20 protein-coding genes are annotated in these 25,179 nt (G+C 27.2%); 5 read left to right on the top strand and 15 right to left on the bottom strand.

The window, feature by feature from the left end:
• Positions 1 to 3 precede the first annotated feature (3 nt).
• Entirely contained in the window at positions 4 to 1,071 is a 1,068-nt protein-coding gene (locus tag H5J23_RS11410) for a sensor domain-containing diguanylate cyclase (protein ID WP_023050329.1), read from the bottom strand.
• A 165-nt stretch (positions 1,072 to 1,236) separates the two neighbouring features.
• On the opposite strand from H5J23_RS11410, the gene H5J23_RS11405 reads away from it, so the two are divergent.
• From H5J23_RS11405 to H5J23_RS11385, 5 genes are read left to right on the top strand one after another with little or no spacing between them, the layout of a single operon-like run.
• Positions 1,237 to 2,757 (top strand): ABC transporter substrate-binding protein, encoded by a 1,521-nt coding sequence (locus H5J23_RS11405; RefSeq protein ID WP_023050330.1) that lies wholly within the window; start codon positions 1,237 to 1,239, stop codon positions 2,755 to 2,757.
• Positions 2,758 to 2,766: 9 nt separating this feature from the next.
• On the top strand, positions 2,767 to 3,720 hold the full coding sequence (locus H5J23_RS11400) for an ABC transporter permease (RefSeq protein ID WP_185892316.1): 954 nt from the start codon (positions 2,767 to 2,769) through the stop codon (positions 3,718 to 3,720).
• Positions 3,717 to 4,520, top strand: coding sequence for an ABC transporter permease (locus tag H5J23_RS11395; RefSeq protein ID WP_023050332.1), 804 nt, complete (start codon positions 3,717 to 3,719; stop codon positions 4,518 to 4,520). The genes H5J23_RS11400 and H5J23_RS11395 overlap by 4 nt, the downstream gene beginning before the upstream one ends.
• Positions 4,521 to 4,534: 14 nt before the next feature.
• Positions 4,535 to 5,512, top strand: a complete 978-nt coding sequence (locus H5J23_RS11390) for an ABC transporter ATP-binding protein (protein ID WP_023050333.1) — start codon at positions 4,535 to 4,537, stop codon at positions 5,510 to 5,512.
• Positions 5,509 to 6,189: an ABC transporter ATP-binding protein gene (locus tag H5J23_RS11385; RefSeq protein WP_185892314.1), complete on the top strand. Its 681-nt coding sequence runs from the start codon at positions 5,509 to 5,511 to the stop codon at positions 6,187 to 6,189. The genes H5J23_RS11390 and H5J23_RS11385 overlap by 4 nt, the downstream gene beginning before the upstream one ends.
• A gap of 25 nt (positions 6,190 to 6,214) precedes the next feature.
• On the opposite strand, the gene H5J23_RS11380 is transcribed toward H5J23_RS11385, so the two are convergent.
• From H5J23_RS11380 to H5J23_RS11315, 14 genes are all read right to left on the bottom strand, one after another.
• Complete coding sequence (locus tag H5J23_RS11380) at positions 6,215 to 7,897, bottom strand: FAD-binding protein (protein ID WP_023050335.1); 1,683 nt, start codon at positions 7,895 to 7,897, stop codon at positions 6,215 to 6,217.
• An 89-nt stretch (positions 7,898 to 7,986) separates the two neighbouring features.
• Entirely contained in the window at positions 7,987 to 8,904 is a 918-nt protein-coding gene (locus H5J23_RS11375; RefSeq protein ID WP_185892312.1) for a hypothetical protein, read from the bottom strand.
• Positions 8,894 to 11,005, bottom strand: coding sequence for an exopolysaccharide Pel transporter PelG (gene pelG / locus H5J23_RS11370; RefSeq protein ID WP_185892310.1), 2,112 nt, complete (start codon positions 11,003 to 11,005; stop codon positions 8,894 to 8,896). The genes H5J23_RS11375 and pelG overlap by 11 nt, the downstream gene beginning before the upstream one ends.
• 1 nt (position 11,006) lies before the next feature.
• On the bottom strand, positions 11,007 to 12,419 hold the full coding sequence (gene pelF / locus H5J23_RS11365; protein WP_185892308.1) for a GT4 family glycosyltransferase PelF: 1,413 nt from the start codon (positions 12,417 to 12,419) through the stop codon (positions 11,007 to 11,009).
• A complete protein-coding gene (locus H5J23_RS11360) occupies positions 12,401 to 13,279 on the bottom strand; it encodes a hypothetical protein (protein WP_023050339.1) in 879 nt (292 codons plus the stop codon). Before H5J23_RS11360 ends, pelF begins: the two co-directional genes overlap by 19 nt.
• Positions 13,279 to 15,108 carry a DUF2194 domain-containing protein gene (locus H5J23_RS11355; RefSeq protein ID WP_185892307.1) on the bottom strand — a complete coding sequence of 610 codons (1,830 nt, stop codon included), beginning with the start codon at positions 15,106 to 15,108 and terminating at the stop codon, positions 13,279 to 13,281. Before H5J23_RS11355 ends, H5J23_RS11360 begins: the two co-directional genes overlap by 1 nt.
• On the bottom strand, positions 15,098 to 16,309 hold the full coding sequence (locus tag H5J23_RS11350) for a GAF domain-containing protein (RefSeq protein WP_185892305.1): 1,212 nt from the start codon (positions 16,307 to 16,309) through the stop codon (positions 15,098 to 15,100). The genes H5J23_RS11355 and H5J23_RS11350 overlap by 11 nt, the downstream gene beginning before the upstream one ends.
• Positions 16,310 to 16,321: 12 nt before the next feature.
• Positions 16,322 to 17,221: an endo alpha-1,4 polygalactosaminidase gene (locus H5J23_RS11345; RefSeq protein ID WP_040406902.1), complete on the bottom strand. Its 900-nt coding sequence runs from the start codon at positions 17,219 to 17,221 to the stop codon at positions 16,322 to 16,324.
• A 20-nt stretch (positions 17,222 to 17,241) separates the two neighbouring features.
• Positions 17,242 to 18,528 carry a 4Fe-4S dicluster domain-containing protein gene (locus H5J23_RS11340; RefSeq protein ID WP_023050343.1) on the bottom strand — a complete coding sequence of 429 codons (1,287 nt, stop codon included), beginning with the start codon at positions 18,526 to 18,528 and terminating at the stop codon, positions 17,242 to 17,244.
• A 20-nt stretch (positions 18,529 to 18,548) separates the two neighbouring features.
• Positions 18,549 to 19,412, bottom strand: coding sequence for a DMT family transporter (locus H5J23_RS11335; RefSeq protein ID WP_023050344.1), 864 nt, complete (start codon positions 19,410 to 19,412; stop codon positions 18,549 to 18,551).
• 63 nt (positions 19,413 to 19,475) lie between these two features.
• On the bottom strand, positions 19,476 to 19,730 hold the full coding sequence (gene minE / locus H5J23_RS11330) for a cell division topological specificity factor MinE (protein ID WP_023050345.1): 255 nt from the start codon (positions 19,728 to 19,730) through the stop codon (positions 19,476 to 19,478).
• 13 nt (positions 19,731 to 19,743) lie between these two features.
• Positions 19,744 to 20,535, bottom strand: coding sequence for a septum site-determining protein MinD (minD, locus tag H5J23_RS11325; protein ID WP_023050346.1), 792 nt, complete (start codon positions 20,533 to 20,535; stop codon positions 19,744 to 19,746).
• An 18-nt stretch (positions 20,536 to 20,553) separates the two neighbouring features.
• Complete coding sequence (gene minC, locus H5J23_RS11320) at positions 20,554 to 21,243, bottom strand: septum site-determining protein MinC (protein ID WP_023050347.1); 690 nt, start codon at positions 21,241 to 21,243, stop codon at positions 20,554 to 20,556.
• A gap of 181 nt (positions 21,244 to 21,424) precedes the next feature.
• A complete protein-coding gene (locus H5J23_RS11315) occupies positions 21,425 to 25,138 on the bottom strand; it encodes a glycoside hydrolase family 2 TIM barrel-domain containing protein (RefSeq protein WP_185892303.1) in 3,714 nt (1,237 codons plus the stop codon).
• Positions 25,139 to 25,179 lie beyond the last annotated feature (41 nt).

Below are 25,179 nucleotides of genomic sequence, written 5' to 3'. Positions count from 1 at the left end.
CCCTTATTTTATTTTTTGTTTTTTATCTTTCATTTTATATAATTCAATGTCCGCTTTTTTATATAAACTATTTAAACTTTCATTTTCATATCTTTCTGCCATTCCTACACTAACACTAAATTTTAAATCATTTGATAAATTCTCTTTTTCTAAATCTTTTTGTATTCTTTCATAAATTTTTTCTAAATCCTCTAAAGTCCCATCTATAATTATTGATAATTCATCTCCACCTATTCGAATTATGAAATCATTTGATTTTCTTACATTTCTTTTTAAAATCTCAGATATTTTTTTTAAAACTAGATCACCAATATCATGACCGTTATTATCATTTATCTCTTTAAATTTATCAATATCTAGAATCATCATTGAAAAAATAGTGTTTTTTTTATTTTCTAAAAGTTTATTTATTTTTTCTTCATAAAAATTTCTATTATATAGTCCAGTTAAAAGATCTTTATAAACTTTCTCTTTCAAATCTAATGTTTTCTTTTTAGAATCTGTAATCTCTTTTATCATTCCTAAAATACCATACTTATCATTTCCTAAGTCAACTCTAGATTTAAATGTTTGATACCACCTTCCTTGAAATTTTTCCTCTTCATAAAAATTCCCATTTTCTAAAGCTTTTCTGTTGTTAATTTCACACTTCTCTGCCATCTTTTTTGGAAAAAATTCACTCTCTTTTTTTCCAATTATCTCTAAATAAGATTTGCCTAGATAATTTGCATAAGATTCATTGAAATACTCTATTCTACCTTTTGAATCTAAATAAAATATGAAATCTTGAACTGTATCTAACATTGTTACTAATTTATATTCAGATTTTTCCATTATTTCATGGAATTCCATTTGGACAAACTTCTCATTTTCTACTTCTATATCGTAAGTTCTTACTTGATAATTTTCAATTAAACTAAATTCTTTTACTGACAAATTTAAACGTTTTTCGTCAATATTCTGCTCTTTTAAAATATTTCTCATTTTTTTATTTAAATATTTAACTTCTAAGTTACTATCTAAAACTAATATTCCTATTGTCAGATTGTCTAATAATATATTTTTAAACATCTTCTACCTCTTAACTTTTTATATTTACTCCATATTTTATCATATTTTAAAAAATATAAAAAATTTTTTATTTTTCAAAATATTTTAATTTCTATACTACAAGTAGAATTTCTTGTAAAACTATGCTAAACTTAATACAGTTTAGATAAAAATTTTGGAGGCATTATGAAAAAGAAAATTATGGCTGCTTTAATAGCAATATCACTACTTTCTTTAGGTGGATGTAAGGAAGAACAAATTGAGAATAAAACAAAAATAATAATTCCTATTAAAGTCGGATTTAACTCAATCGCTCCAGATACTGATGTTTCGGCTGCTACAAAAGAGGTCATTAGAAATATGAATACTGGATTAATTCGATTTGATCCTAACTCTAAAACTCTCGTTCCCGCTTTAGCTGAATCTTATGAAATTAAAAATAATGGACGAAGCTATATTTTCAAACTAAGAAATGATATTACATTTCATAATAAGCAAAAAATTACTCCTGAAGATGTTAAATACTCTTTTGAAAGAGTCGCTGGGACAAATAGTGGAAAAGCCATTGTTGGAGAATGGAATAAAAAATTAGAAAGTATAAACATATTAGATACTAATACTATTGAGATAAATATAAAAGATACTGAACATAGTAGCTCTGATATATATAATATTACTGATGTTTCTATTATACCAAAAGGAATTAGCGAAAGCGAATTAGAAAAAAATCCAATTGGAGCAGGACCATATAAATTTGTTGAATATATCCCTGGACAAAAAATTGTGTTAGAGGCTTTTGAAGACTATTATTTAGGTGCTCCTGAAATAAAAGAGGTTGAATTTAAAGTCTATAAAGAAGGAGCTAGTAGACTTCTTTCATTTAAAAATGGTGAAATCGATTTTCTTCCTTTAAATTTAGAATCTTTAAAAGAAGTTACAAAAGATAAAAATATAGAAGTGGTATCATCTTTAGGTAATGATGTTAATATTTTATATTTAAATAACTCTTTTAAACCTTTCCAAAATAAAAAAGTTAGACAAGCTATTTGGGAAGCTATTGATATGGATAGAATTATTGAAAATTTAGCTTTACCTAAAGCTGAAAAGTTATATACACATATGTCTCCATATTTAAAAGAATTTTATAAGAATGGACTAGAAAAAAATTATCCCTATAATCCAGAAACTGCTAAAGAGCTTCTAAAAGAAGCTGGTTACAGTAACTTAAGTTTTACTTTAACAACTATTTCAGAAAATACTTTTGAAAATGATTTAGCTCTTTTTATTAAAGAGGATTTATCTAAAATTGGTGTTAATGTAAGTATTAATCCAATTCCATGGGGACAGTATCTTCCAGAAGTTTACAAAGGTCATAAATATGAAGCTGCTCTTTTAAGAGTTGCAGGATACCCTGATCCACAAAGAATTCTTCAAAGATATAAGACAAATTACTCTTCAAATATGGGGAATTATTCAAATAAAAAAGTGGATGAACTTTTATTAGAAGCGACTGAAACTTATGATACTCAAAGAAAAATTGAAATTTATAAAGAGATTCAAAAATTGTTAAATGAAGATATTGCATCTGTTTATTTAATGGATCAGGGAGTCGCCGTAGCTCTCTCATCTAAATATACAGGATATAAAACATACCCTTTTGCTTTTATAGATGTTTCAACTATAAAATTAAAAAAAATTAATAAGTAGGTGAAATCTTTGATATATTTAAAAAAAATTTTTTCATCTATTATTACTATTTTTATAGTATCTTTAATTATTTTTTTACTTTTTGAATCATTACCTGGAGACCCAGTTTTAATTAGACTAGGAATTGAAAGTGATCCTATTTTAGAAGCTCGTTTGAGAGAGGAGCTTGGCTTAAATGCTCCTTTTTATATTCGATTTTTTAAATGGTGTTTTCAACTTTTAAAAGGAGATTTAGGTAATTCTTTTTCTTATTCTAGTTATACTGTTGTTGAACTAATAAAGTCTAGATTTTTAACTACTTTTATAATTACAATTTCAACTTTAGTAATTGTATTGGTTACATCTATACCATTAGGAACAATTTTAGCTAAAAATCATAAGTTTAAGACTTTTAAATTTTTAAAAGTTTTTTCTCAAATTGGGTTTTCAATCCCTGCGTTTTGGACTGCAATAGTTTTAATGTATATCTTCTCATTAAAGCTAAAACTTCTTCCTACTTTAGGAAGTGTTAATTGGAATAGATACCCAATTACATCTTTAAAATCTCTTATTCTCCCGATACTTACTCTTAGCATAAGTAAGGTGCCTTTAGTCAGTCACTACCTTTGTAATAGTATGATTGAGGAAAGTTCAAAGGATTATGTTCGAGTAGCAAAAAGTAAAGGTTTAAATCAAAATGAGATATATAAAAAACATATATTAAGAAACTCTTTGATTAGTGTTATCACTGTAATTGGTATGATTACGATTTATCTTATTACTGGAACTATCGTTATTGAAAATGTTTTTGCATTACCAGGATTAGGAACCCTTTTAATGGAAGGAATAAGTCGAAAAGATTATCCACTTGTTCAAGGTATTGTTCTTTATATAAGTTTTTCTGTTATTTTGATAAATTTTATTATAGATATTATGTATTCTATTATCGATCCAAGAATTAGAAAAGAAGGAGAAAAAAGATGAATCTATCTAAAAATACTAACTTAAAAATTGGTTTATCTATTATTGGTGTTCTTTTCTTTTTTATGATTTTAAGTATATTTTGGACTCCATATAATCCATACTTAATTGATGAGTTAAATAGATTAAAACCGCCATCTTTTTCCCATATATTAGGAACTGATCAGTTGGGAAGAGATATTTTATCTAGAGTTATGGTTGCTTCTCAAGGAGCTTTTTATGTTGGTTTTATTTCTGTTCTTATTGGTGGAATTATCGGAAGTTTTTTAGGAACTATATCGGGGTATTTCTCCAACTGGATTGATGAAATAATCTCTAAAATAATTGATGCTTTTATGTCTATTCCATCTATCTTATTTTTATTAGTTTTTATAACCATATTTGGAAAAGATCTTAAAAACACAGCCATTTCAATTGGCATTTTAAATATTCCTACTTTTTTCAGAATTAGCAGAAGTAAAGTTATGGAAATTAAAAATCTACCATATATAACTTGGGCTAGAATAATAGGGGTTAAAGAGATTCAAATTATTTTTTCACATATTTTTCCAAATATACTATCTACATTAATTGTTGTTGGTGCATTATCTTTTTCAACAGCAATTCTAACAGAAGCTAGTCTTAGTTATTTAGGAATGGGAGCTAATCCTCCTGAACCTACTTGGGGTGAGATTATTTACAGAGCTCAGGAGTATATAACAACAAATCCATTTTATGCTTTTGTTCCTGGAGTTTTAATTAGTTTAGTAGCTATTGGCTTTAATCTTCTTGGCGAAGGTATCAAAGAGTATATAAAAAAATAGGAGTATATATAAATATGGTTATTTTAAATGTTACAAATCTATCCATAGAGGAGATTTCAAAAATTAATAGAGTTGTTGTTGATGAAATATCTTTCTCTTTAAAAAAGGGTGAAGTTCTAGGAATAGTTGGTGAAAGTGGAAGTGGTAAAACTGTTACAGCAATGAGTCTTTTAAATTTATTATCAGATGATTTAAAAATTTCAAAAGGAACCATTAATTTTTTAGGTACTGATATTTGTAAAGCTTCTGAAAAAGAACTTGAAAAAATTAGAGGTAATAGTTTTTCTATTATATTTCAAAATCCAATTAGTTCATTAAATCCTCTAATGAAAGTTGGAAAACAAATCTTAGAAGTAATTGAAAAACATCAAAATTTAGATAAAAAACAGATGTTAAATAGAACTTTTGAAGTTCTATCTGATGTTGGTTTTAAAGATAATTTTATGGAGATATATAATAAATATCCACATGAACTTAGTGGAGGACAGGGTCAAAGAATCGGTATTGCAATGGCAATTGCCAATAATCCCAAAATTATTATTGCAGATGAACCAACAACAGCACTTGATAAAAATACTCAAGCACAAATTTTAAATCTTTTAAAAGAGATTCAAAATAAATATCAAACTTCTATAATTCTAATATCTCATGATTTAGAGATTATTAAGAATTTTACTGACAATGCTTTAATTATGTATTTTGGACAAATTGTAGAAAGTGGTAGTACCTATGACATCTTTCTTAATCCTAATCATCACTATACTAAAGGACTTCTGGATTCTCTTCCTGAAAATTTTAAAAAAGGAGAGTCTATTAAAGTGATGAAAGGAGGAATCCCAAATATAAATGACAATATCGAAGGATGCTTTTTTTCTCCTAGATGTCCTGCTGCTATAGAGAATTGTAAAAAAAATAGAATTATGTATAATTTTGATAAAAAAAATCATAAAGGAATTCGATGTATCAATCCTTTAAAGGAAAAGAATCTATGAAAAATAAAATAATCTTTAAAATAAAAAATCTAAACAAAAAATTTAAAAACTCTTTGGTTTTAAATAACGTTACTTTTAATATTTTTGAAGGTGAAACTCTTGGAATTGTAGGACCTAGTGGATGCGGCAAAAGTACTTTTGGAAAAATATTACTACTACTTTTATCACCTGATTCTGGTGAAATCATATATAAAAATAAAAATATATTTGATTATAATAAAAATGAAATTTTAGAGTTTCGTAAAGATATTCAAATGGTCCTACAAGATCCCTATCTTTCTCTAAATCCTAAAAAAAGTATTCAGTGGCATTTAGAAGAACCTTTATCTGTTTTAAATTTTCCTAAACATGAACGACTTGAAAAAATTCTTTCTATGTTAGAATTAGTTGGTTTATCTAGAGATTACTTAAATAAATATCCAAATCAGCTAAGTGGAGGACAAAAACAAAGAGTTTTAATTCTAGCAGCTCTACTTATAAATCCTAAAGTTATTGTTTTAGATGAATCTGTTTCAGCTTTAGATATCTCTGTTCAGGCTCAAATTTTAAATCTTTTAAGTGAGCTACAAAAAAAATTAAATCTAACATATATTTTTATATCTCATGATTTAAATGTTGTAAAGTATATGTGTGACCGTATTATTTCTTTTGAAAATGGAAAAGTTATAGATATATAAAAAAAGGGTTTATGCAACCCTTTTTTTATTGTTGATTTATAAATTTAACTGCGTTCTCTCCTGCAATACGTCCAAATATAACTGCAGCACTGTATGCAGCACTACTGTTTGTAACTTCTCCTGCAGCGAATACTCCTGGAACTACATTTCCTTCTACATCTAAAACTTCAGTTTTTTCGTTTGCTACTACTCCACCTCTAGTCATGTGAACAGCTGATTCAACCTGAACACCATAGAATGGTCCCTCTGTTCTGAACTCTCTTTTAAATGGTTTTGCTCTAAATGGATCTTCTTCTTCTCCACGTATCGCTTTATTGAAATGATCTCTTGTAGCTACTAGCTTATCTGCTGGTACACCTAGTTTTTGTGCTAGCTCTTCTAAAGTATCAGCCTTTACATGATATCCTTTTGCAGTATGTTTTTGTAAACGGTAACTTGCTTCATATAAAGCTTGATCATATATATAAAATGCCTTTCCATCTGGTTGAGCTAATATTGTTTGAGCAGCTTTAAATCTATCATTTTTAGAGATATTTTCATTTAAGAATCTTTCTCCCTTTGCATTTACAAGCATAAATCCATCTCCACCACCAGTTAAATCTCTAGTAGTTCTAACTATAAATGGGAATAAATTTAGTTCATCTAAATTAGCTAATTGCATATTATTTTCTTCAAATACAGGAATAAAATCACCCGTTGCTCCAAGTTGATTTGAAGTTTGAAGTTTTTCAGTTCCAGGAGAGTATTTAGCTAACAACTCCTTATTTGATGAAAATCCTCCAGTTGCCATAACAACAGCTTTTGCCTTTATATCATAAAAGTTATTTCCATTTTGAACCTTAACTCCTTTAATAGCTCCATTCTCTACTATTAAATCTGTTCCTTTTGTCCCTGTTCTTATATCTATACCTAAACTTTTAGCTTTTGCTTCCATTCCATCTTGTACTTCTTCTCCAGCATAAGCATCTTTTTCAGCCATATGCCCTCTTTTTCCGTAATAATGATTTAATTTTACTCCCATTTCTCTTAACCAAGAATCTAATTTTGAAGCTCCTTCTGCTTGAGCTCTAGTTCTTTCTGGAGTATCCATCCAGTTTGTATTATCAGCAATTAATTTCTCAACAGAATCCTCTACACCTGCTTTTTTCTCTGCTTCTGAATTAATTAAGTCATAGAAATTCATATCGTATTTTCCATTTCCACTTAATATATCTAATTTTTCAATTAATATTATATTATTTAATCCAGCTTCTTTTGCAGATATTGCTGCTGCAAGACCTGCTGGTCCTCCACCAACTATAACTAGGTCTGTAGATACTGGCTCTAAATATGCCACTGGTTGCTCTGGTCCTGCTGTTTTTACAGTTATTCTACCAAAATCTTTTCCACCCTCTTTTAAAGCTGCAGCCACTGCTCTTTTAACTCCTAAAGATGTGTATGTTGCTCCTGATACACTATCAACTATTGGAGATTGAGCTTTTAAAATTCTATCTTTTAAAATTGGAAATGATCTTGACATTATATGTGAAGTTTCATTATCTGAAACTAATTCAAGATTTTCAATCTTATCTCCTTTTGTGATTACGTTTACTTTAATCTCTCCAGAAAATCCATTTCCTTTACCTATAATAGACTTTTCCTTCTCACCGCAAGCCATTAACATTAAACTTGCTAACAAAATTGCTAATTTACACCTGTTTACTTTCATTATTACCCCTTTAAATTTTCTTTGAACAAATATTCAAAGAAAATTTTAGCACATAATGACTTTTTTATCAATGTTTTTAACTATTTTTTTTAAAAAACATATTCAAAACCACATCTAATTTTCATATATAGTCCAGATTCTGAAACATTTGAAAATTTTGTTTTTACTTCTTCAAAATTATATCCAGTTATTCCAATTTTTGCAAAAATTCTCAACTTCTCCGTTATATCTTGACTGTATAATAAGTACGGTCCTACATTGAATTTAAATGATTTATCTTGATCTGTATTCTTGTAGTAGTTATATGAATCAATTTCTGAATCTAATGAAAATGCAAAATTTTCATTTAAATCATATGTCCATCTAAAATTGTTTTCAATTCTAAATAAATAGGTTCCTCTATTATTTCCATAATCTAAATACTCATTATATATTGTGAAAAAATTCTGGAATCCATAACCTAAATTTATACTTCCTGTTAAGTTACCCTCTAAGGAATATCCATCTCTAGAGTTTGTATCAATAGATGAAAGAAAAAAATCAAATCCCCAATAAGCTCCACCCAATCCTATATCTGAATTAGTACGAACTCTATATCTCAAGGAGTATTTATTTTCTTTAAAATCCTCTCCAAAGTCACTAGATATATCGCTTACATTGTATTTAATGTAAGGTCCAATATCCATAGACCAATTTTTTCCAAAAACTTCTTTTTCTTCTAATTTCCTATATAAAGAAAAGGTATTTTCCCATCCATCTGTATTAGAATTTTTATCATATTTTTTTTCAATATCATAATCAAAAGTCCAATTTTCATTTAGCTTGGATGTTCCCGTTCCTATTTTCCATTTGTAATATTTTTTTCCATCTTTATTTTCTAGCTCTCCATAGCTCTGATATAGATTGTTTTCTGGTTCTTCTAAATAAAAATTTAATATCTCCCGTCCAACACCAAAAGAACTTAAATGAAGTAGTAGAAATGTACATATAATATTTTTAATATTCATCTCCCACATACACTCCTTTTCTATTAAATCCTTCTCTATCTACTCCATTTTCATCATAACCATTTTTATCGTAACCATCTTTATCATAAATATTCTCATATGACGCGTCATTTTCATTTTCAAAACCTTCTATTGGTTTTTTGTTTCCATCTTTATCATAACCACTTTTATTATAACCCTCTTCATTATATCCTTCATAGTTATACCCATTCTTATTATAATAATTATTTGTTTCTTTATTTAAACCATACCACGTCCATCCATTTTTATCAAACTCTGTTTTTGTTTCCTTGTTTAACCCTTGAAAATCAAATCCTTTTTTATCATATTTAGACTTAGTTATTCTATTATATCCGTTATAATCAAATCCTCTTTCATCAATATTTTTTCCTGTATCACTGTTTATTCCACTAAAATCAAAATTAAAATAGTCATACGGTGAGTCTGTATATATGTTCCATCCCTCTTTTGTAAATCCTCTTGAATTAATTCCCTCTTGATTATATCCATCATAATTATATCCTTCTTTATTATAATAACTCATTGTATTCCAATTTCTTTTAGTTTTTCTATTAAATCCATCTTTTGTATGAGTACTTGTACAACCACTTAAAAATAAGAGTATAACTATTATTAGCGGAAAAATTAATTTGCGATTTAGTATCTTTTCTAGTTTCTCAAGAAAAGGAGCTTTAATATTAAAAGAAAAATTTTGCTTATAAAAAGTAATATAATTTAACTCTTGAGCTATTCTATCTAGCATTATTTCTGATAAAATAAGGGATAAAAAAGCTGCTACAAAAAATCCAAGTCCTGTATATTCATTTCCCATTAATGATGTTATTATTGAAAAAAAGGTACTTAAAATGAAAAATACAATTGATATTAATAACGCCTCTTTTCTAGAATCAAAATATAAAAATATAGTTATATATACAGATATAAAAACCGTACAATAAGCTGCAAAAATCATGACTCTAAATAGATCTAGTAAATATAAATCCATTCCATATTTTAAAAATATTACTTTAGATAAAAGAGCTACTGAAAATGAAACAAAAAATTGAAGCTCCATTATATAGTAAATCTCCTCTTTTAATACATCAATCATTTTTTTCTTTTCAACATCTATATCTACTAAGTTTCCATTTAAAGTTAGAAGAGCGTAATATCTTTTATAAATTGGAAAAAACTTAGTTTCCATAAATACTAAAAAATAAATCATAGTTGGAATTGTTAAAAAGAAAGCATAAAATACTGCAACCTCATATAATGGAGAGCTTAAAAATACTCCTCCTACTCTATATGAATCACCATATATCCAATTTACAAATATATGAGACCACATTCCAAAATTAAAAAATATTCCAATAAAACTTAAAGAGGTATATCTCTTGAAAGCTCTTAAAAACTCAAACTCACTTTCATCTGAATCTTCAAATATATATGTTAAATATGAAAAAAGCATAAAAAATGTTATTCCTATTCCAATTGTATAAGCTAAAATAATTGAATAAGCTAGATTATTTTTAAAAAATTCATTATTTGAATATTTTAAAATATATCCTCCTAAACCTACCGCTACAACATTTCCTATAACATAAGCTAATATCGAATAACTATAGTTCTTTACAGCTGATATATAATTCATACTTACCCAAATTCCTGATAAAAAACAAAATAATGCAGTTAATGTATATATGTAAAACCACGATAAATCCTGTCCTTTAAAATATAAAACACCTATAAAAAATGATATTATAGTTATAAATTTTATTGTTCCTATATATGTTGATTTTAATTTTTTTTGTTCTCCTGAGTATATACAATCAGATATAAATCTCGTTATTAAATATTGAACTGCTCCAGTTAAAAGTTGAGAAAATATGAACGAATAAACTATTCCTGTCATAAATAGATTTCTCTCTCCTCTTGAAAGAATATATTGTTTTCCTATAAACATAAGAATATTTAAAGTTATAACAGTTATGAGCCATGGACCTACTCCAATAAGGGCTGAATAGGCCATGGCCTTTATATCTTGAAACGTATTACTATCCTCTGAAAACAGATTTTTCAACTCAAATCCTATTCCTGCCATATTATTCTCCTAACTCTTTATATAATCTTTTATATGAATCTATAAATTTCTTTTTTGAATAGTATTTTTTAACTATCTCTTTTCCATTTTTTCCCATCTCATTTATTTTTTCTCTATTTTGAAAAAGTGAAACTATAGCATCTCCTAAATCAGAGTATGAAGTTGGTGGTACAACTATTCCTGCTTCTCCTTCAGATTTTTCTTTTAAAATTTCTCTACAATTTCCAACATCTGTAGCTATAAAAGGAATTCCACAAGCTAATCCTTCTAATATGCTAAGTGGTTGTCCTTCTGAAATTGATGTTAACATTAAAAAATCTAAAAATTTATAATAATCTTTTACATCTGCTCTTCCTGTAAAAGTAACATAATCTTTCAAATCTAAATTTTCTACTAATTCTAAGCACTCGTTATAATACTCCTCATTTTCCTCTGTAGGTCCTATTAAAAAAAGTTTAGTATTTCTCAGCTTAGGTAACGCCATTTTAAATCCCTTTAGCATCATTTTTACATCTTTTATAGGAACGACTCTTAAAACTGAACCAATATTAAACCCTTCTCTTTTTTCTCTTATAACTTTAGAATAAGATTCAATATCAATACCATTTGGAATTACTTCACACTTTTTTGAATCTGCTCCATTTTCAATTTGAAGTTCTTTATTGTAGTCAAATAAAGATATTATTTTATCACACTCATCATAGGTTAATCTTGATAAAAAGTAAAAAAAATCTATCCATATTTTTTTAAAATCTTTCTCTATCCATTTAGCACCAATAACTTCTTCCTCTCTTTCACGTGGATAAATTCCATGTTCTGTTAAAAGCAATGATCCACCATTTTTTATTTTTCCTAGTGCGGATACATATCCAGAGTACCCTGTTGCCACAGGATGATATATATCAGCTTTTGGCAACTCCTCTTGAGATAAAGATATTAAATTTAAAAATATATTTCTATATGTCCAATAAAAAGTATTAAATCCAATTCCATCATAATTTTGCTTGTAGTATTTTAATAAACTATTCCAAAAACTCTTATTTATTATTATCTCCAATGGATTTCCATATTTTTTATCTGATATTTTTTCTATTATTTTTATAACTTCTTCAGAATCAAGATTATTAAAATTTAAAATTTTTTCTATCTCTTCCTCTAATTTCTTAAATTTAAATCTATTTTTAAAAACTTTAAACGGTGAAATCTCATAATTTTTATCCAAAATTATATTTTTAATCTCTGTAACATTTTTAGGTATTTCATATTTTATTTTTGCAAAATCTAAATTTGGTATTATACATACAATTGAGAATAAATGTTCTTCATTGGATTTTACTAAATCCTGAATCCATGAAGATACTCCACCTACAACATATGGATAAGACCCTTCGCATATTAAACAGATTTTTGCCATTTTTTAACCTCTTTCAACATTTCATAATCATTTAAATCATAGTAATATTTTTCTATAAATTCCACTATTTTCTCATCTAAATCTTTTTTTTCTATAAGTTCTTGAATTAGTCTATTACACGCTTTATAATCTTTCATATCTTTATAAATAGTTAAAAGATTATATTTATCAATTATATCTAAATTTTCTTTTGACTTTGCAATATCTATGTATTTATTTTGATAAAATTCTAAAATCTCTCCAAGCAAAAGTCCTGAAGTACAATAATCATAATATATTTTAGAAAGTTCATTTGAGTCTTTTAACATCTCTTTTTCCTTTATAACCTTTTGAAAATTTTCATCAATTTTATTTATCTCTGTTGCTGCATAGTGTATAACTTCTATATCTTCATCCCACAGTGCTTTTTTTAGAACATCGACCTTAAACTTTAAATTTTGAGTTTCAAAACCAATTAAAAAGTTTTTCTTTTCTGTTGGAGTTCCAACTGCCAAGATATCATAAGCTCCTATTAAATTAAGATCAATTGAGCTATTTACAATTATTTCTTTCTCTTCATTTAAAATATATTTTTCTAAATTCTCATTTATTTCAATATCACTTTTAAAATATTCTCTAAAAAATAAAAAATTATTTATTAAAGCCATAACATATCCAACTATAGGAAAAATTAAAATAAAAATATCAAATTGATTTTCTCCTAAAAATAATCTATTTAAATATATAAAAATTAAAGCTAATGAAAAATGAGAAATCCAAAAGTATGATCTGAAACTTAAGAGTCCATTTTTAAAATAAAAAAATATTAGAATATCTAATATAAGAAATATAAATATGAGGAATATCTTTTTTATTTTCATTATAAATCCTCCAATATTATTTTAACTTCTGGGCCTTTTGCTGTCACAATATAAAAAGATTCATTTTCACTTTTGTTAATAAATTTAAAATCGCCACCTAGGACTTTAATTATTTTTTTATTTTTTATTTTAAAATGTGAATCAAATTGTCCTCTATAGTTTTTTATATTTATGAAAACATTGTTATCCTTCTTTTCATATTCTAAATCAATATTTTCTATAACACTATAATCATATGTCATTTCACTTTGAATTTGTGATTTTAAAACTGGATAGTTACTATTTACAGTTGAAAATATTCTTTCAAACTCTGCTTTTAACTCTTCCCAAGATTTACCATTTCCTCTCTCTTTATCCATAATATCGTCTGGATGTATAAAATGTGAAAGATATCCATATGCTCCAATAGCATTATATATTTGCCAAATAACTGTATCTGTATAGAAAAATCCAGATGACATTCTAGGAAGGGAGTATATATTTTTAAAATCTGGATCTCTTCCTACTTCTTGTAACAGTAATCCCGGTTCATTCTCTCCATAAAAAATTCCACAAAATACTTTTAAATTTGTAAATGTTTCCACTATAGCTTTCTTCCCACTTACAGGTAAGAGATTACTTGGTGCTACATAACTATAAATATTAAAATTTTCACCATAAATATTTTCTATTTCATCCTTTGCTACTGTTAATCCTTTTTTCATTGCATCAATGCTTTCCCATGGTGTATATCCATAATCTTCATAATCAATCTCTTTTTCCAATCCTAAAGAGTAATGATTATATCCATGTAATCCTAGTTCTCCACCTATCGATTTTAGTTCTCTTCCTCTTTTACTAAGATCATCAAACGTCTTTTTTCCAACTCTGACTATTTTATCTTTAATAGTTAAATCGTTATACTCAATTATAATAAATCCTGTCATTTTTAATCTTTGTCTTTCTGCAATTCCCATCATATCCTGCCACCAAATAAGATTAAAAAATCCTGAAGTATCCATTCCATACTCTTTTTTTATAATTTCATTTTGAACTACTGGAATTGGTGATGGAAAATCATCAATTTGAAGTATTTTAGAATTTAAAATTGGAAAAAATGTAACATCTTCAATATAAGCTATTAATTGCTTCATTACTCCTCTAAAAATTTTACCTTGAAATAATGTGGTATTACTAAAAAATACTTTTCCCTCTCCATATTTTCTAATCCACATTAAAGGTTCATTATTATCTGTAGTAGCTATCACATCAATGTCTTTTTTTAAATTCATTTTTAGTCCCGAGCTACCAAAGATAATACTTCCAGGTTTTAAATCCTTTAATCCTGGAAATATATCTTTTTTTAAATTGAAACTTTTAGTTTCAATAAATTCACCAATTTTTTCTATCCCAGCCATTTGATTAAAAGGACTTCTATAAGATCTTTGAGTTATAAAAAGATTTCCACCTTTTTCAACTCTCTCTTTTATTCCTAAAAAGTTTTCCTTTAATAAACCACTATAATTTTCTACTGCTAAGATTATTAAACTATACTCAGAAAAATCCAAAGCTTTATCTGTTGAAATTGAAATTGAGTCATACTTAACTTTTGAAAAATTAAAAACCTCTTCTAATCCATCTTTTATATCTTGACTTCCCTCACTTCCATCTCCGTATAAAATAAGATATTTTTCAGGTTTTTCTATTTTTAAATTTCCAGATACTGGAGTTGGAAGACTAAAATTATAAATCTGTTTTAAATTAAATATATCTTCCAAATTTTTTATTCTTAACTCTTGAAAAAAGAATACTGCTATTAGTACTAGACCTAATATATATTTAGATTTCATATATTTCAACTCCTGGAAGAATTTCAGAAACCCTTTTTATTAAAACATCTTTACTTTCTCTATTAGCATTTACAAAAAGAAATTTTATAGTCTCCTCACTCATTCCTACAACATCTATATCTCTAACTTTTCCTTTTAACTTTTCATTTAACTCTTCTGGTGTAAAATTTGGATTTCCAGCTTCTAATGCTATATATTCAGATCCAAATAATTTTTTTCTTTTCTTATCCTCTTCTAAAATATATGAAAAATATTGTAGATTGTATATTCTTGTATTTTCATATGAATTTTTTAATATTTCAATCTCTGCCTTATCAAAAGCATTTACTAAAGCATTATTAATCCACTGGCTTATTACCTTAAACAATTCTAATAGATATTTTTCTTGATTATTATATTTTAATCTTTCTATGTTTACAATTCCAACAACCTCTTCGCCCTTCAAAATTGGAGCTACATAAACAGGATTTTTTATATTTAAATCTCTATTCCCTTCCATTGTTTCTTTACTTTTTAAAACTTTCGAGTATATATCTCCCTCTTCTACTATTATAAAGTTTGGAATTACGCTATTTCCTATTTTTACTCTTGCTCTAAAAGTATTTCTCTCTTTATTGTATATGTATATTGATATCACATCACTTCCTAAAAAATCAGTTAATATCTGTAAAATTTGTGTAAATATCTTTTCTACATTTTTAGTTAATATTGATGAGGTTATTTGATGTAGAGTTAAAATGCTTTCTTTACTTCCCACTATTCTACTTTTTAATCTTTCATTTATATTCACTAATTCTAAATTTTTTTCTCTTTGATTTTGATTTTTTTCTTCTAAGATTTTATTCTCATCTTTTAAATCATCTATTTTTTTTCTAAGATTATCAGAAAATCTTCCAAGGGATAGGGCAATAAAAAAGAAAAGCAAAATAAATTTATAATAACTAAAATCTAAAAAGAACACAACTAAATCATTACCTAGTTGATAGTAAGCAAGAATATAAAATAATGAGGCTATTATAACCGTTTGTAGACTAATATAGACTCCATATTTTAATGCCATTATTCCTATAACAATAGTTAATGGTTGAATATTCATATTTAAGAAATCACTTTTAAAATTTGAAAAATAAAAAAATATTAAATATATTGCTAGACAATATACAATACTTTCAACTATACTTAAAATAAATTTTTTTTTCATAAAATACCACCTTTAAAACTGCTCATAAGTGTCTATAGTATCTAAATAGTATCCATCTACTCCTATGTCATCTAATTTTTTCTGATAATTTCTTATAATCTCTTTCCACTGAGGACTCCAATATTTTATTATAAAATTACCTTCCCAATTCTCATTCTCTTTAACTATCCATTCAGGTAGTTTTTTATTCCAAGAATTATGCCAATAACCTCTATAATTTTCTGCTTCTCCTATACTAAAATAAGCAATTATCAATCTTCGAGTTCCATTTTTTCTTATTTTTAAAGATTTGATTTGTTCTTTTGTTAAAAATTTACCATTTAAACTAGGTTCTATAATTAATAAATCAAAATCTGTATTCTTTAAAACTCTATAGTAATCATCTACATTCTTAAATTTTTCAGGATTTAAAAGATATAAAAAATTTTTAACTTCCTTTAAGTTAGTTACATTTTTTAAACTATTTTTTTGAAGAGGTTGAAAAATACTATTAGCACTATATGAAGAAACTGCTTCTCCCACAAAATTATATTTCTCTGTATCCTTTAAAATTTTACCTCTCAACTTTTTATCGTTAGCATAATTTACTGAAAATACTACTTTTCCCTCTTTTTCTATTTCAATTAAATTCTTTAAAAGATAATTTTTTTCATCTTCAGGAGTTGCTTCGTTTATACCTCCAACACCATAAAACAATGATTCTTGGGAAACCCCATCTACATTTTTTATAAATTCCATATCCAATTTATCTCCATTAAAAAAAATATTAGTTCCATTTTGTGGCACTAATATTTTCTCTTTGGATTGGGTTTTTATCTGCTTTATAAGTTCTCTCATTTTTATTTTACTCACTTCATCCCCTTTTACAAAAGATATCATCGAAATAAATAGGAAAACTATAATTTTTTTCATAAACCTCTCCATTCTTAAAATTAATAATTTTTTAATAATTTCTCTAGGTAAACTGATTTCATCTGTTTACTCGCCATAATTTTATGCACAGGAGATAGTTTTAAAATTGCTCCTAGTATGGCCGCCATAGCTCTATGACTAAATAAAGCTTTATTATCAAATATCAACTCTTGAAGCATACCTTTCTCAATTGCCATTAAAACTGATCTATGAACAGAGTTTATTGGAGTTATCACTCTTGTTTCACGAGGCATTAATAATATACTACTTTTAGGACAAGCTCTTCCACATACTCCACATCCTAAACAAAGTTCCTCTTGAACTACGTATTCTCCCTCTATTTTCTTTATAGCATTAACAGGGCAAACCTTTAAACACTTACCGCAATTTATACATGTCTCATGATTTATTTTAGGTAAAAAGTTTGTTGTTTCTACGGGATGCATCATTCCAAATTTTTTAGCTGCCACTAAAGCTTCACAGCAACATCCACAACAATTACAAATAAATGTTACTCCCTCTCTTACATTTTCGCCACATTGAACTAAATTACTATCATATGCTTGCTGAAGTAAATCCATTCCCTCTATTTTATCAACTCTTCTTGCGTAACCATTATTTATCAATGAGTTTGCTACATTTCCAAAAGTCATACAAATATCCATTGGTGCATCACAAGCTTTTCCCACATGTTGCATTTTATGTCTGCAATAACACATACTAATTCCCATATGGTCTGATGTTTCTATTATATGTGAAGCTTTTTCATAATCTAAAACTTGAACTAAATTATCTAAAGTATTTGAAGACATGGTATTTTGTGTCTCTCTAGTTTTTTCTAGAGCATCTTCATTTACAAAAACTCTTCCTAATTTTGTTTCCGAACTATAAAAAAGATCCTTTATAAAATCCTCTTCTACATTCATATACTGGTATAAAAGTTCTCCTAAAAGTTTTTGATCAATATCTCCTCTAGTTCTCATCATAGAAAATTCTATAAATCCAGCCATTGGTGGTGGTAGTATATAAGTTTGAACCCCTTTATGTACCGTATCTAATAAAATCGCTCTTGATGCTAGTGTATCTAAAATATTTTTAGCATCTTTTTCTGATATCTTCCAAATTGATGCCGCCTTTTTTAATGTAAAAGGCTTTATTGGAAGTTGTGCTACTAACTCTGCCTCTTTTTCTGAAAATAGTATCGCTAGTATATCATATAGGACTTTAGATGGTGGTGCTCCTTGAGGAAATCTGTTAAGTCTCTCCTCTAAACTTTTATATGCTGACTTACCTACAATATGGCTCATGTTTTCCTCCTAATTAACTTTTATCGTTTTTTGACTTCTGTTAATAGTATAGATGTAAAAATTAGTAATCCACCTATTACAACTTGAAAAGTCATCTTGTCTCCTAAAAGTAAAACAGAGAATAATGCTCCAAATATTATCTCTGTTGTTAAAATTAAAGAAACCTGACTAGGATTAATCTCTTTTTGAGCATATGTTTGAATTGAATAACAGATGAAAGTATTAAAAAGAATTATGTATACTAATGCTAAAATCTGTTTAAAATCATATGTTCTAGTAAAGATTGTTGCTCCTTCAAATATTATATTCAGCAAGATTCCAATAATTCCTGCTGAAAACATTTGAAATCCATTAATTGTAAAGGGATTTTTATTTTTTATTCTGCTTCCTATAACTACAATTTGAAGAGCAAAGCATATAGCACATATAAAAGTTAAGAAATCTCCAAAATTAATTGTTAAATTCTTTTCAAAAGAAAGAAACCCTATACCTATAAAGCACATTATAGATGATAGTATGTAAATTAACTTTGGTTTTTCTTTTGTGATAATCCATACAATATATGGTACAAAAATAACATTTGCTCCAGTTATAAAAGCATTTTTAGATGAAGTTGTATAAACTAATCCAACCGTTTGAAAAGCAAAGGCTGAAAATAAAATTAAGCCCGCTATTAATCCTAAGTTTCTTTCAGTTTTTTCAATTTTTATTTTTTTTATTTTCATAATACAAAACATGACTACTGCTGTTATAAAAAATCTTATTCCTAAAAATTCAAATGGTTTTATTCCACTATCTAAAATTATTTTTGTAGCTGGAAATCCACTTCCCCAAATCATGGCAACTAAAAGTAATAATAGTTTACTTAAATTTTCTTTTTTCATTTTTATCCCCCTGTATTATTTAATTTTATCCCCTCATTTATTAAAAAAAATAGCACCGTAGTACTATTTTTTTATTTTTATAGGTATATTTGCTATCAATGCTGTTTCTCTTCCCGTTTCCGCCTCTTGAGAAACTTCAATATTTAAAGAATCTCTATCTATATCCACATATTTAGATATTACTGCAATTATTTCATCTTTTAAAGTTTCAAGCATTTTGGGAGAAAGCATAGCTCTATCATGTATCAGTACTAACTTTAAACGGTCTTTAGCTACTGAACTAGATTTTTCTTTATTCAAAAAACTAAAAAATCCCATATTTCGCCTCCCCTTATTTTTTAAATATTTCTTTTATCTTATCAAAAAATCCAACTTTAGGATCTAAATCTAAAAACTCAACATTTTGTCCAAGTGTTCTTGAAGCTATATTTACATATGCTCTAGCTGCTAAAGATTCCCCTTTATATACTAAAGGTTCTCCTTTATTTGTTGATATAACTATATTTTCATCATCTGGAACAATTCCAATAGGTTTTATTCCTAAAATATCTGTTACATCATCCACACTTAACATATTTCCATCTTTAACCATTTCTACTCTTAAACGATTAACTATTAATTTTGGATTTCTAATTTCATTTGCTTCTAATAATCCAATAATACGATCTGCATCTCTAACTGCAGAAATTTCTGGTGTTGTTACAACATAAGCTTCTTCTGCCGCTGCGATAGCATTTTTAAATCCTTGCTCTATTCCTGCTGGACAATCAACTAATACAAAATCATATTCAGCTTTTAGTATTTCAATTAACTCTCTCATTTGCTCTGGAGTTACCGCATTTTTATCTCTTGATTGAGCTGCTGGTAAAAGATGCAAATTATCATTTCTTTTATCTTTTATTATAGCTTGCTTAGGTTTACAAACACCCTCGATAACGTCGATTAAATCATAAACTATTCTATTTTCTAATCCCATAACAACATCTAAATTTCTTAAACCTATATCTGTATCAATTAATAGTGTCTTTTGATTTTGCATAGCTAGTGCAGCCCCTAAGTTAGCACTACTCGTCGTTTTACCTACTCCACCTTTTCCTGAAGTAATTACTATAACTTTTCCCATAATTCCTCCTATTTCCCTTTATATTTTTACCATATGCTCTAAAGTTGCTTTATTGAATTTTTCAATAAAAATATTTCCATCTTTTAAATAAGCTACTTCAAAATCTAAGGTTTTTTTAACTTTATTAACATCTAATACATTTGTACTTGGATTTTTCGCTATAACTTGTCCTATTTTTATTTGAATAGGATTTAAAGAAAAAGCTCCTACAAAGGCCTCTGAACCATCATCTTCTCCTGCATAGACTGTTCCATTTAAATATCCTAATACAACAACGTTTCCTTTAGATTTAATTACTGCACCTGGATTCACATCCCCTAATACAACTACATTTCCATCAAATTCTAAATTATGTCCAGAACGTAAAGTTCCTTTATGAAACTTTGTACATCCCTCATCTGTTACATCTTTTATATTACTAAACGGAAGTTGTCCTCCTGGTAATTGCGAAAAAGTAGATTTTTCAGAAAAAATGAAGGCTATCTTTATATTCGTCTCTCTATTTATTACTCCGATTAAAATATTTTCCTCTATTTCTGTTAGTTTTCTATTAGTAAATTCAATGGCTATTTTCGCATCGCCTATGAATGCTTCAGCCTGTTTAATCTTTTCAGAAAATTTATCTTTTAAAGAGCTAAAATCGATGTTACTATCTAATTGCACAACTAACCTGTCCTTTTTTCCCTTTAGAATTACACAGTCATTCATATTTGTACGCTCCTAATTTCATTTTTTACATATTACCAAATTATAGCACTTTTATGTTCAAACTTCAATCATTTTATAACTATATAGTTTTTTTTTATTGGATAATTTTTTATATTTTTTACAAAAAAAAGAGTTATGAAAATTCTCCACAACTCTTTTTCTAATTAATTATTTTAACATTTTATTTTACAAATTTTGCATCTCCATATGTTCCATGATCATATTTTGTTACACCATCTGAATTTAATATTTGTAACTTAAGTTCTTTAACTCCATTTAAATCAATATCAATAAATTTAGCTCTATCTGAACTTTTCATAACGCCACTATTAAAAACTTCTTTTCCATCAGCAAAAACTTTAAATTCAGCTGTTCCTCTATAACCTAAAACTTCTCTATCTAATCCTACATAACTCTGGAACTTTTTAAATCCTTTTCCCTCAATATTAACAATTATATCATTGTCTGATAATCCATTTATACCCTTGTCAAATTTTATAACCTCTCCATTCTCAAGTCTTAGAGTCAATGGATTTTCAGCGATAGTTTTATCTTTAGATGTCATCTTATTTGAGTTTTTTACTCCTAAATCAGATAGATATACTACATTATTTGCAACTTGCTCAATAGCTCTTCTTGCTTCAAAATAATTCTTAGAATCTATATCTAAATTATTATCTCTTTTTTCAAATGAATCTATATCTTTATTTTTTCCTACTATTTTAAATGTGTATCTTTGTACTTCTCCAGATTTTAACTGATACTGATCATGTGGTCTAGCTCCCCATGAATTATCACCTCCAACTCCCATCTGTTTTCCAATTATTCTTAAAACTACGTTCTTATTCTTATCTAATTCAAATGGATGTCTTTTTCCACTCGAAAGTTCTTCAGGAGTATAATAAAGTGTATTAAACTCTAAAGTTTCTCTCTCTGGAAGAGATGTAACCAATAATCCCTCTCCATTCTCATTAGCGATTTCAACCCATCTAATATCACTTCTATTTCCTGTCTCAGATGGATTTATATATGGAATAAAGAAATTCTCTACATTTTCTTCATAAATTCCAACATCATACCCTGTCTTTCTATCAATATAATTCTCTTCTGGTCCTCTTCCGTACCACTTAACTCTATTGTTTTTAGGATTTAATTCTGTTATCATACTAAATTCAGGTATTTCTGGTAAAGTTTTTGGAGAATACAGTGACGAATCTACTAAAATTTCACCATTTCCATCAATAAGATACGTTACATAAAGTTTTGATGTTTCTTTTGTAGGAATATCTATTTCTAAATCTACTTTAATAACTTTATTTTCTATATTCTCAACTTTATAATTTACAACTTTACTATTTTTACCAGCATATCTCCAAGTATCAAGTCTTTTCATTGCTCCATTTCCCCTATCGTTATCATTTGGAGCTCTCCAGAAATTAAATTCAAGTGGAGTTTCTATAATATTTTTTCCATTACTTTCAAAAGATTTTATTCCACCTTTTTTCAAATCAATCTCTGCTTTAAAATTTTTCCCTGAAATATCTAAAATACTATTATTTTCTTTATACTTTAATTCTTTAACATTCTTTAAATCTATTTTCTCACTAATATTTTTATCTTTTAGTTGGAATTGCTCACTTGCAACAATATAACCTTTTGGTGCCCAACTTTTATCATTCTTTAATGCAAAATTTATATTTATGAAATACTCTTTTTTAGAATCTAATTTTATATCTTTTAATGGAATCTCTACATCTTTTTTAGCTCCAGGTAATAAATCTACTTCAAATTTTCCACTTTTTATAACTTTTCCATTCTCAGTAACTTCCCAATTTCCACTATAATCTTTCAAATTAGTGAACATATATTTATTTTCTAAAGATATTTTTCCTTTAGATAAATCAGAATTTTTTATACCTATATTTTGGAATACTTTTTTTACTTCTATAAGTTCTGGTTGCACTGTTCTATCAGCAAATATCAATCCATTAGCTGAGAAGTTTTTATCTGTAAATTCTTCATCTCCCCAATCTCCACCATATGCAAAATATTTTTCACCTGTTTTAGGATCAATTGTTTCTATAGCTTGATCTACCCAGTCCCAAATATATCCACCATGAAATATTTCATTACTTTCCATAACATCCCAATAATCTTGAAGATTTCCAATACTATTACCCATTCCATGAGCAAATTCACATTGTAAATATGGTTTTGTATTATCTTCATAAACCAAATACGCCTTCATCTCTTCTATTGATCTATACATTCTACTATATGTGTCAGTTATATCTCTTTGTGGCTCATAATGAGTAAGTCTTGTTGGATCCTTTTCTTTTAAATATTTTGCAGCTAATTCAAAGTTTTTTCCTGTTGATGACTCGTTTCCTATTGACCACATAATTATAGATGGTTCATTTTTACTACGTTCAACCATTGCTTCTTGTCTATCTATAACTGCTGGTGTCCACTCTACTCTATCTTGAGGGATCTCATCAAGTCTTCCATGAGTTTCTAAATTAGCTTCATCCATAACATAAAGTCCATACTCATCACATAAATCATACCACTTAGGATCATTAGGATAATGTGAAGACCTCACTGTATTTATATTATTTTGTTTCATAAGTTCAATATCTTTACGCATTACATCTTCACTTACAACTCTACCTTTATCTCCTGTAAACTCATGTCTATTAACTCCTCTTAACATCAGTTTCTTTCCATTTACCATTATTTTATTATCTTTTATTTCAACTTTTCTAAATCCTATTCTATTGCTTACAGTTTCAATTATTTCACCTTTGGGATTTTTTAAAGCTAAAACTAAAGTATATAAATTTGGTTCTTCTGAACTCCATTTTTTGGGATTTATAAATTTTTCGTTAAAATTTATAATTTGCTTTAATTCATCTCCTGTAACTTCAACAACTTTTTCAAAATTCTTAACTTCTTTTTTCTTATCATCATAAACTTTTCCAATAACAGTATATTCCCCTGGGACAAAACCAGACTTTGTAGATACATCTACCTTTACATTTAAATCTGCATTTTCATAATTTTTATCTAAATCTGTTACAACTGTATAATCCCTTATATATGTTTTAGGAGTTGAATATAAGAAAACATCTCTAAAAATACCACTTAATTTAATCATATCTTGAGATTCTAACCAACTACCATCACTCCATCTATATACTTTAACTGCAATTTCATTGCTTCCCTCTTTTAAAAATTTTGTTATATCAAAATCATGTCCTGTAAATGAATCTTCACTATATCCTACATACTCTCCATTTACGTATAAATAATATGCTGATTCAACACCTTGAAAAGAGATATAAACCTCTCTTCCACCCCAATTTTTATCCATATTAAACTCTCTTTTATAATAACCAATTGGATTATAATCTTTAGGAGTATCAGGGTGATTTATTGGTGTTTTTTGATATTCCCAAGGATATGCTGTATCATTATATCTAATTTGATCATATCCATGTAACTGCCAACTCGATGGAACTGGTATAGTTTTCCAATTGTTCGTATTATAGGAAGTTTTGTAAAAATCTTTTAAATCTTGATCTGGATGATCCACTAATTTAAATTTCCAATCTCCATTCAAACTTTTAAAGTTTTTAGAATTTTTAAAATCAGTATAATTTGGATTATTTAGTGCCTCTTCAATAGTATTAAAAGACATTTTAGTTACGTGTGCTTTCTCTCTGTTATCTCCAAATATTTCTGGATTATTTGTCCAAAATGGATTTGTTTTAGAATAACTCCCAGGATTTATACCTTCGTGACCTTTTGCATGATTAGACCCATCTAAATTATCCGAATAGCATAATGTTGTTAATACTGAACTTAATAATAGCATCATCTTTACTGTATTCATTTTTGTAAACCCCCTCAAAATTTTAGTCCCCACTTTATTAC

Origin of the sequence: Cetobacterium sp. 2G large (assembly GCF_014250655.1) — a bacterium.
GTDB classification, from domain to species: domain Bacteria; phylum Fusobacteriota; class Fusobacteriia; order Fusobacteriales; family Fusobacteriaceae; genus Cetobacterium_A; species Cetobacterium_A somerae.
The sequence above is the reverse complement of the archived record's forward strand: the minus strand, read 5'-3'. Positions and strand labels throughout refer to the sequence as shown.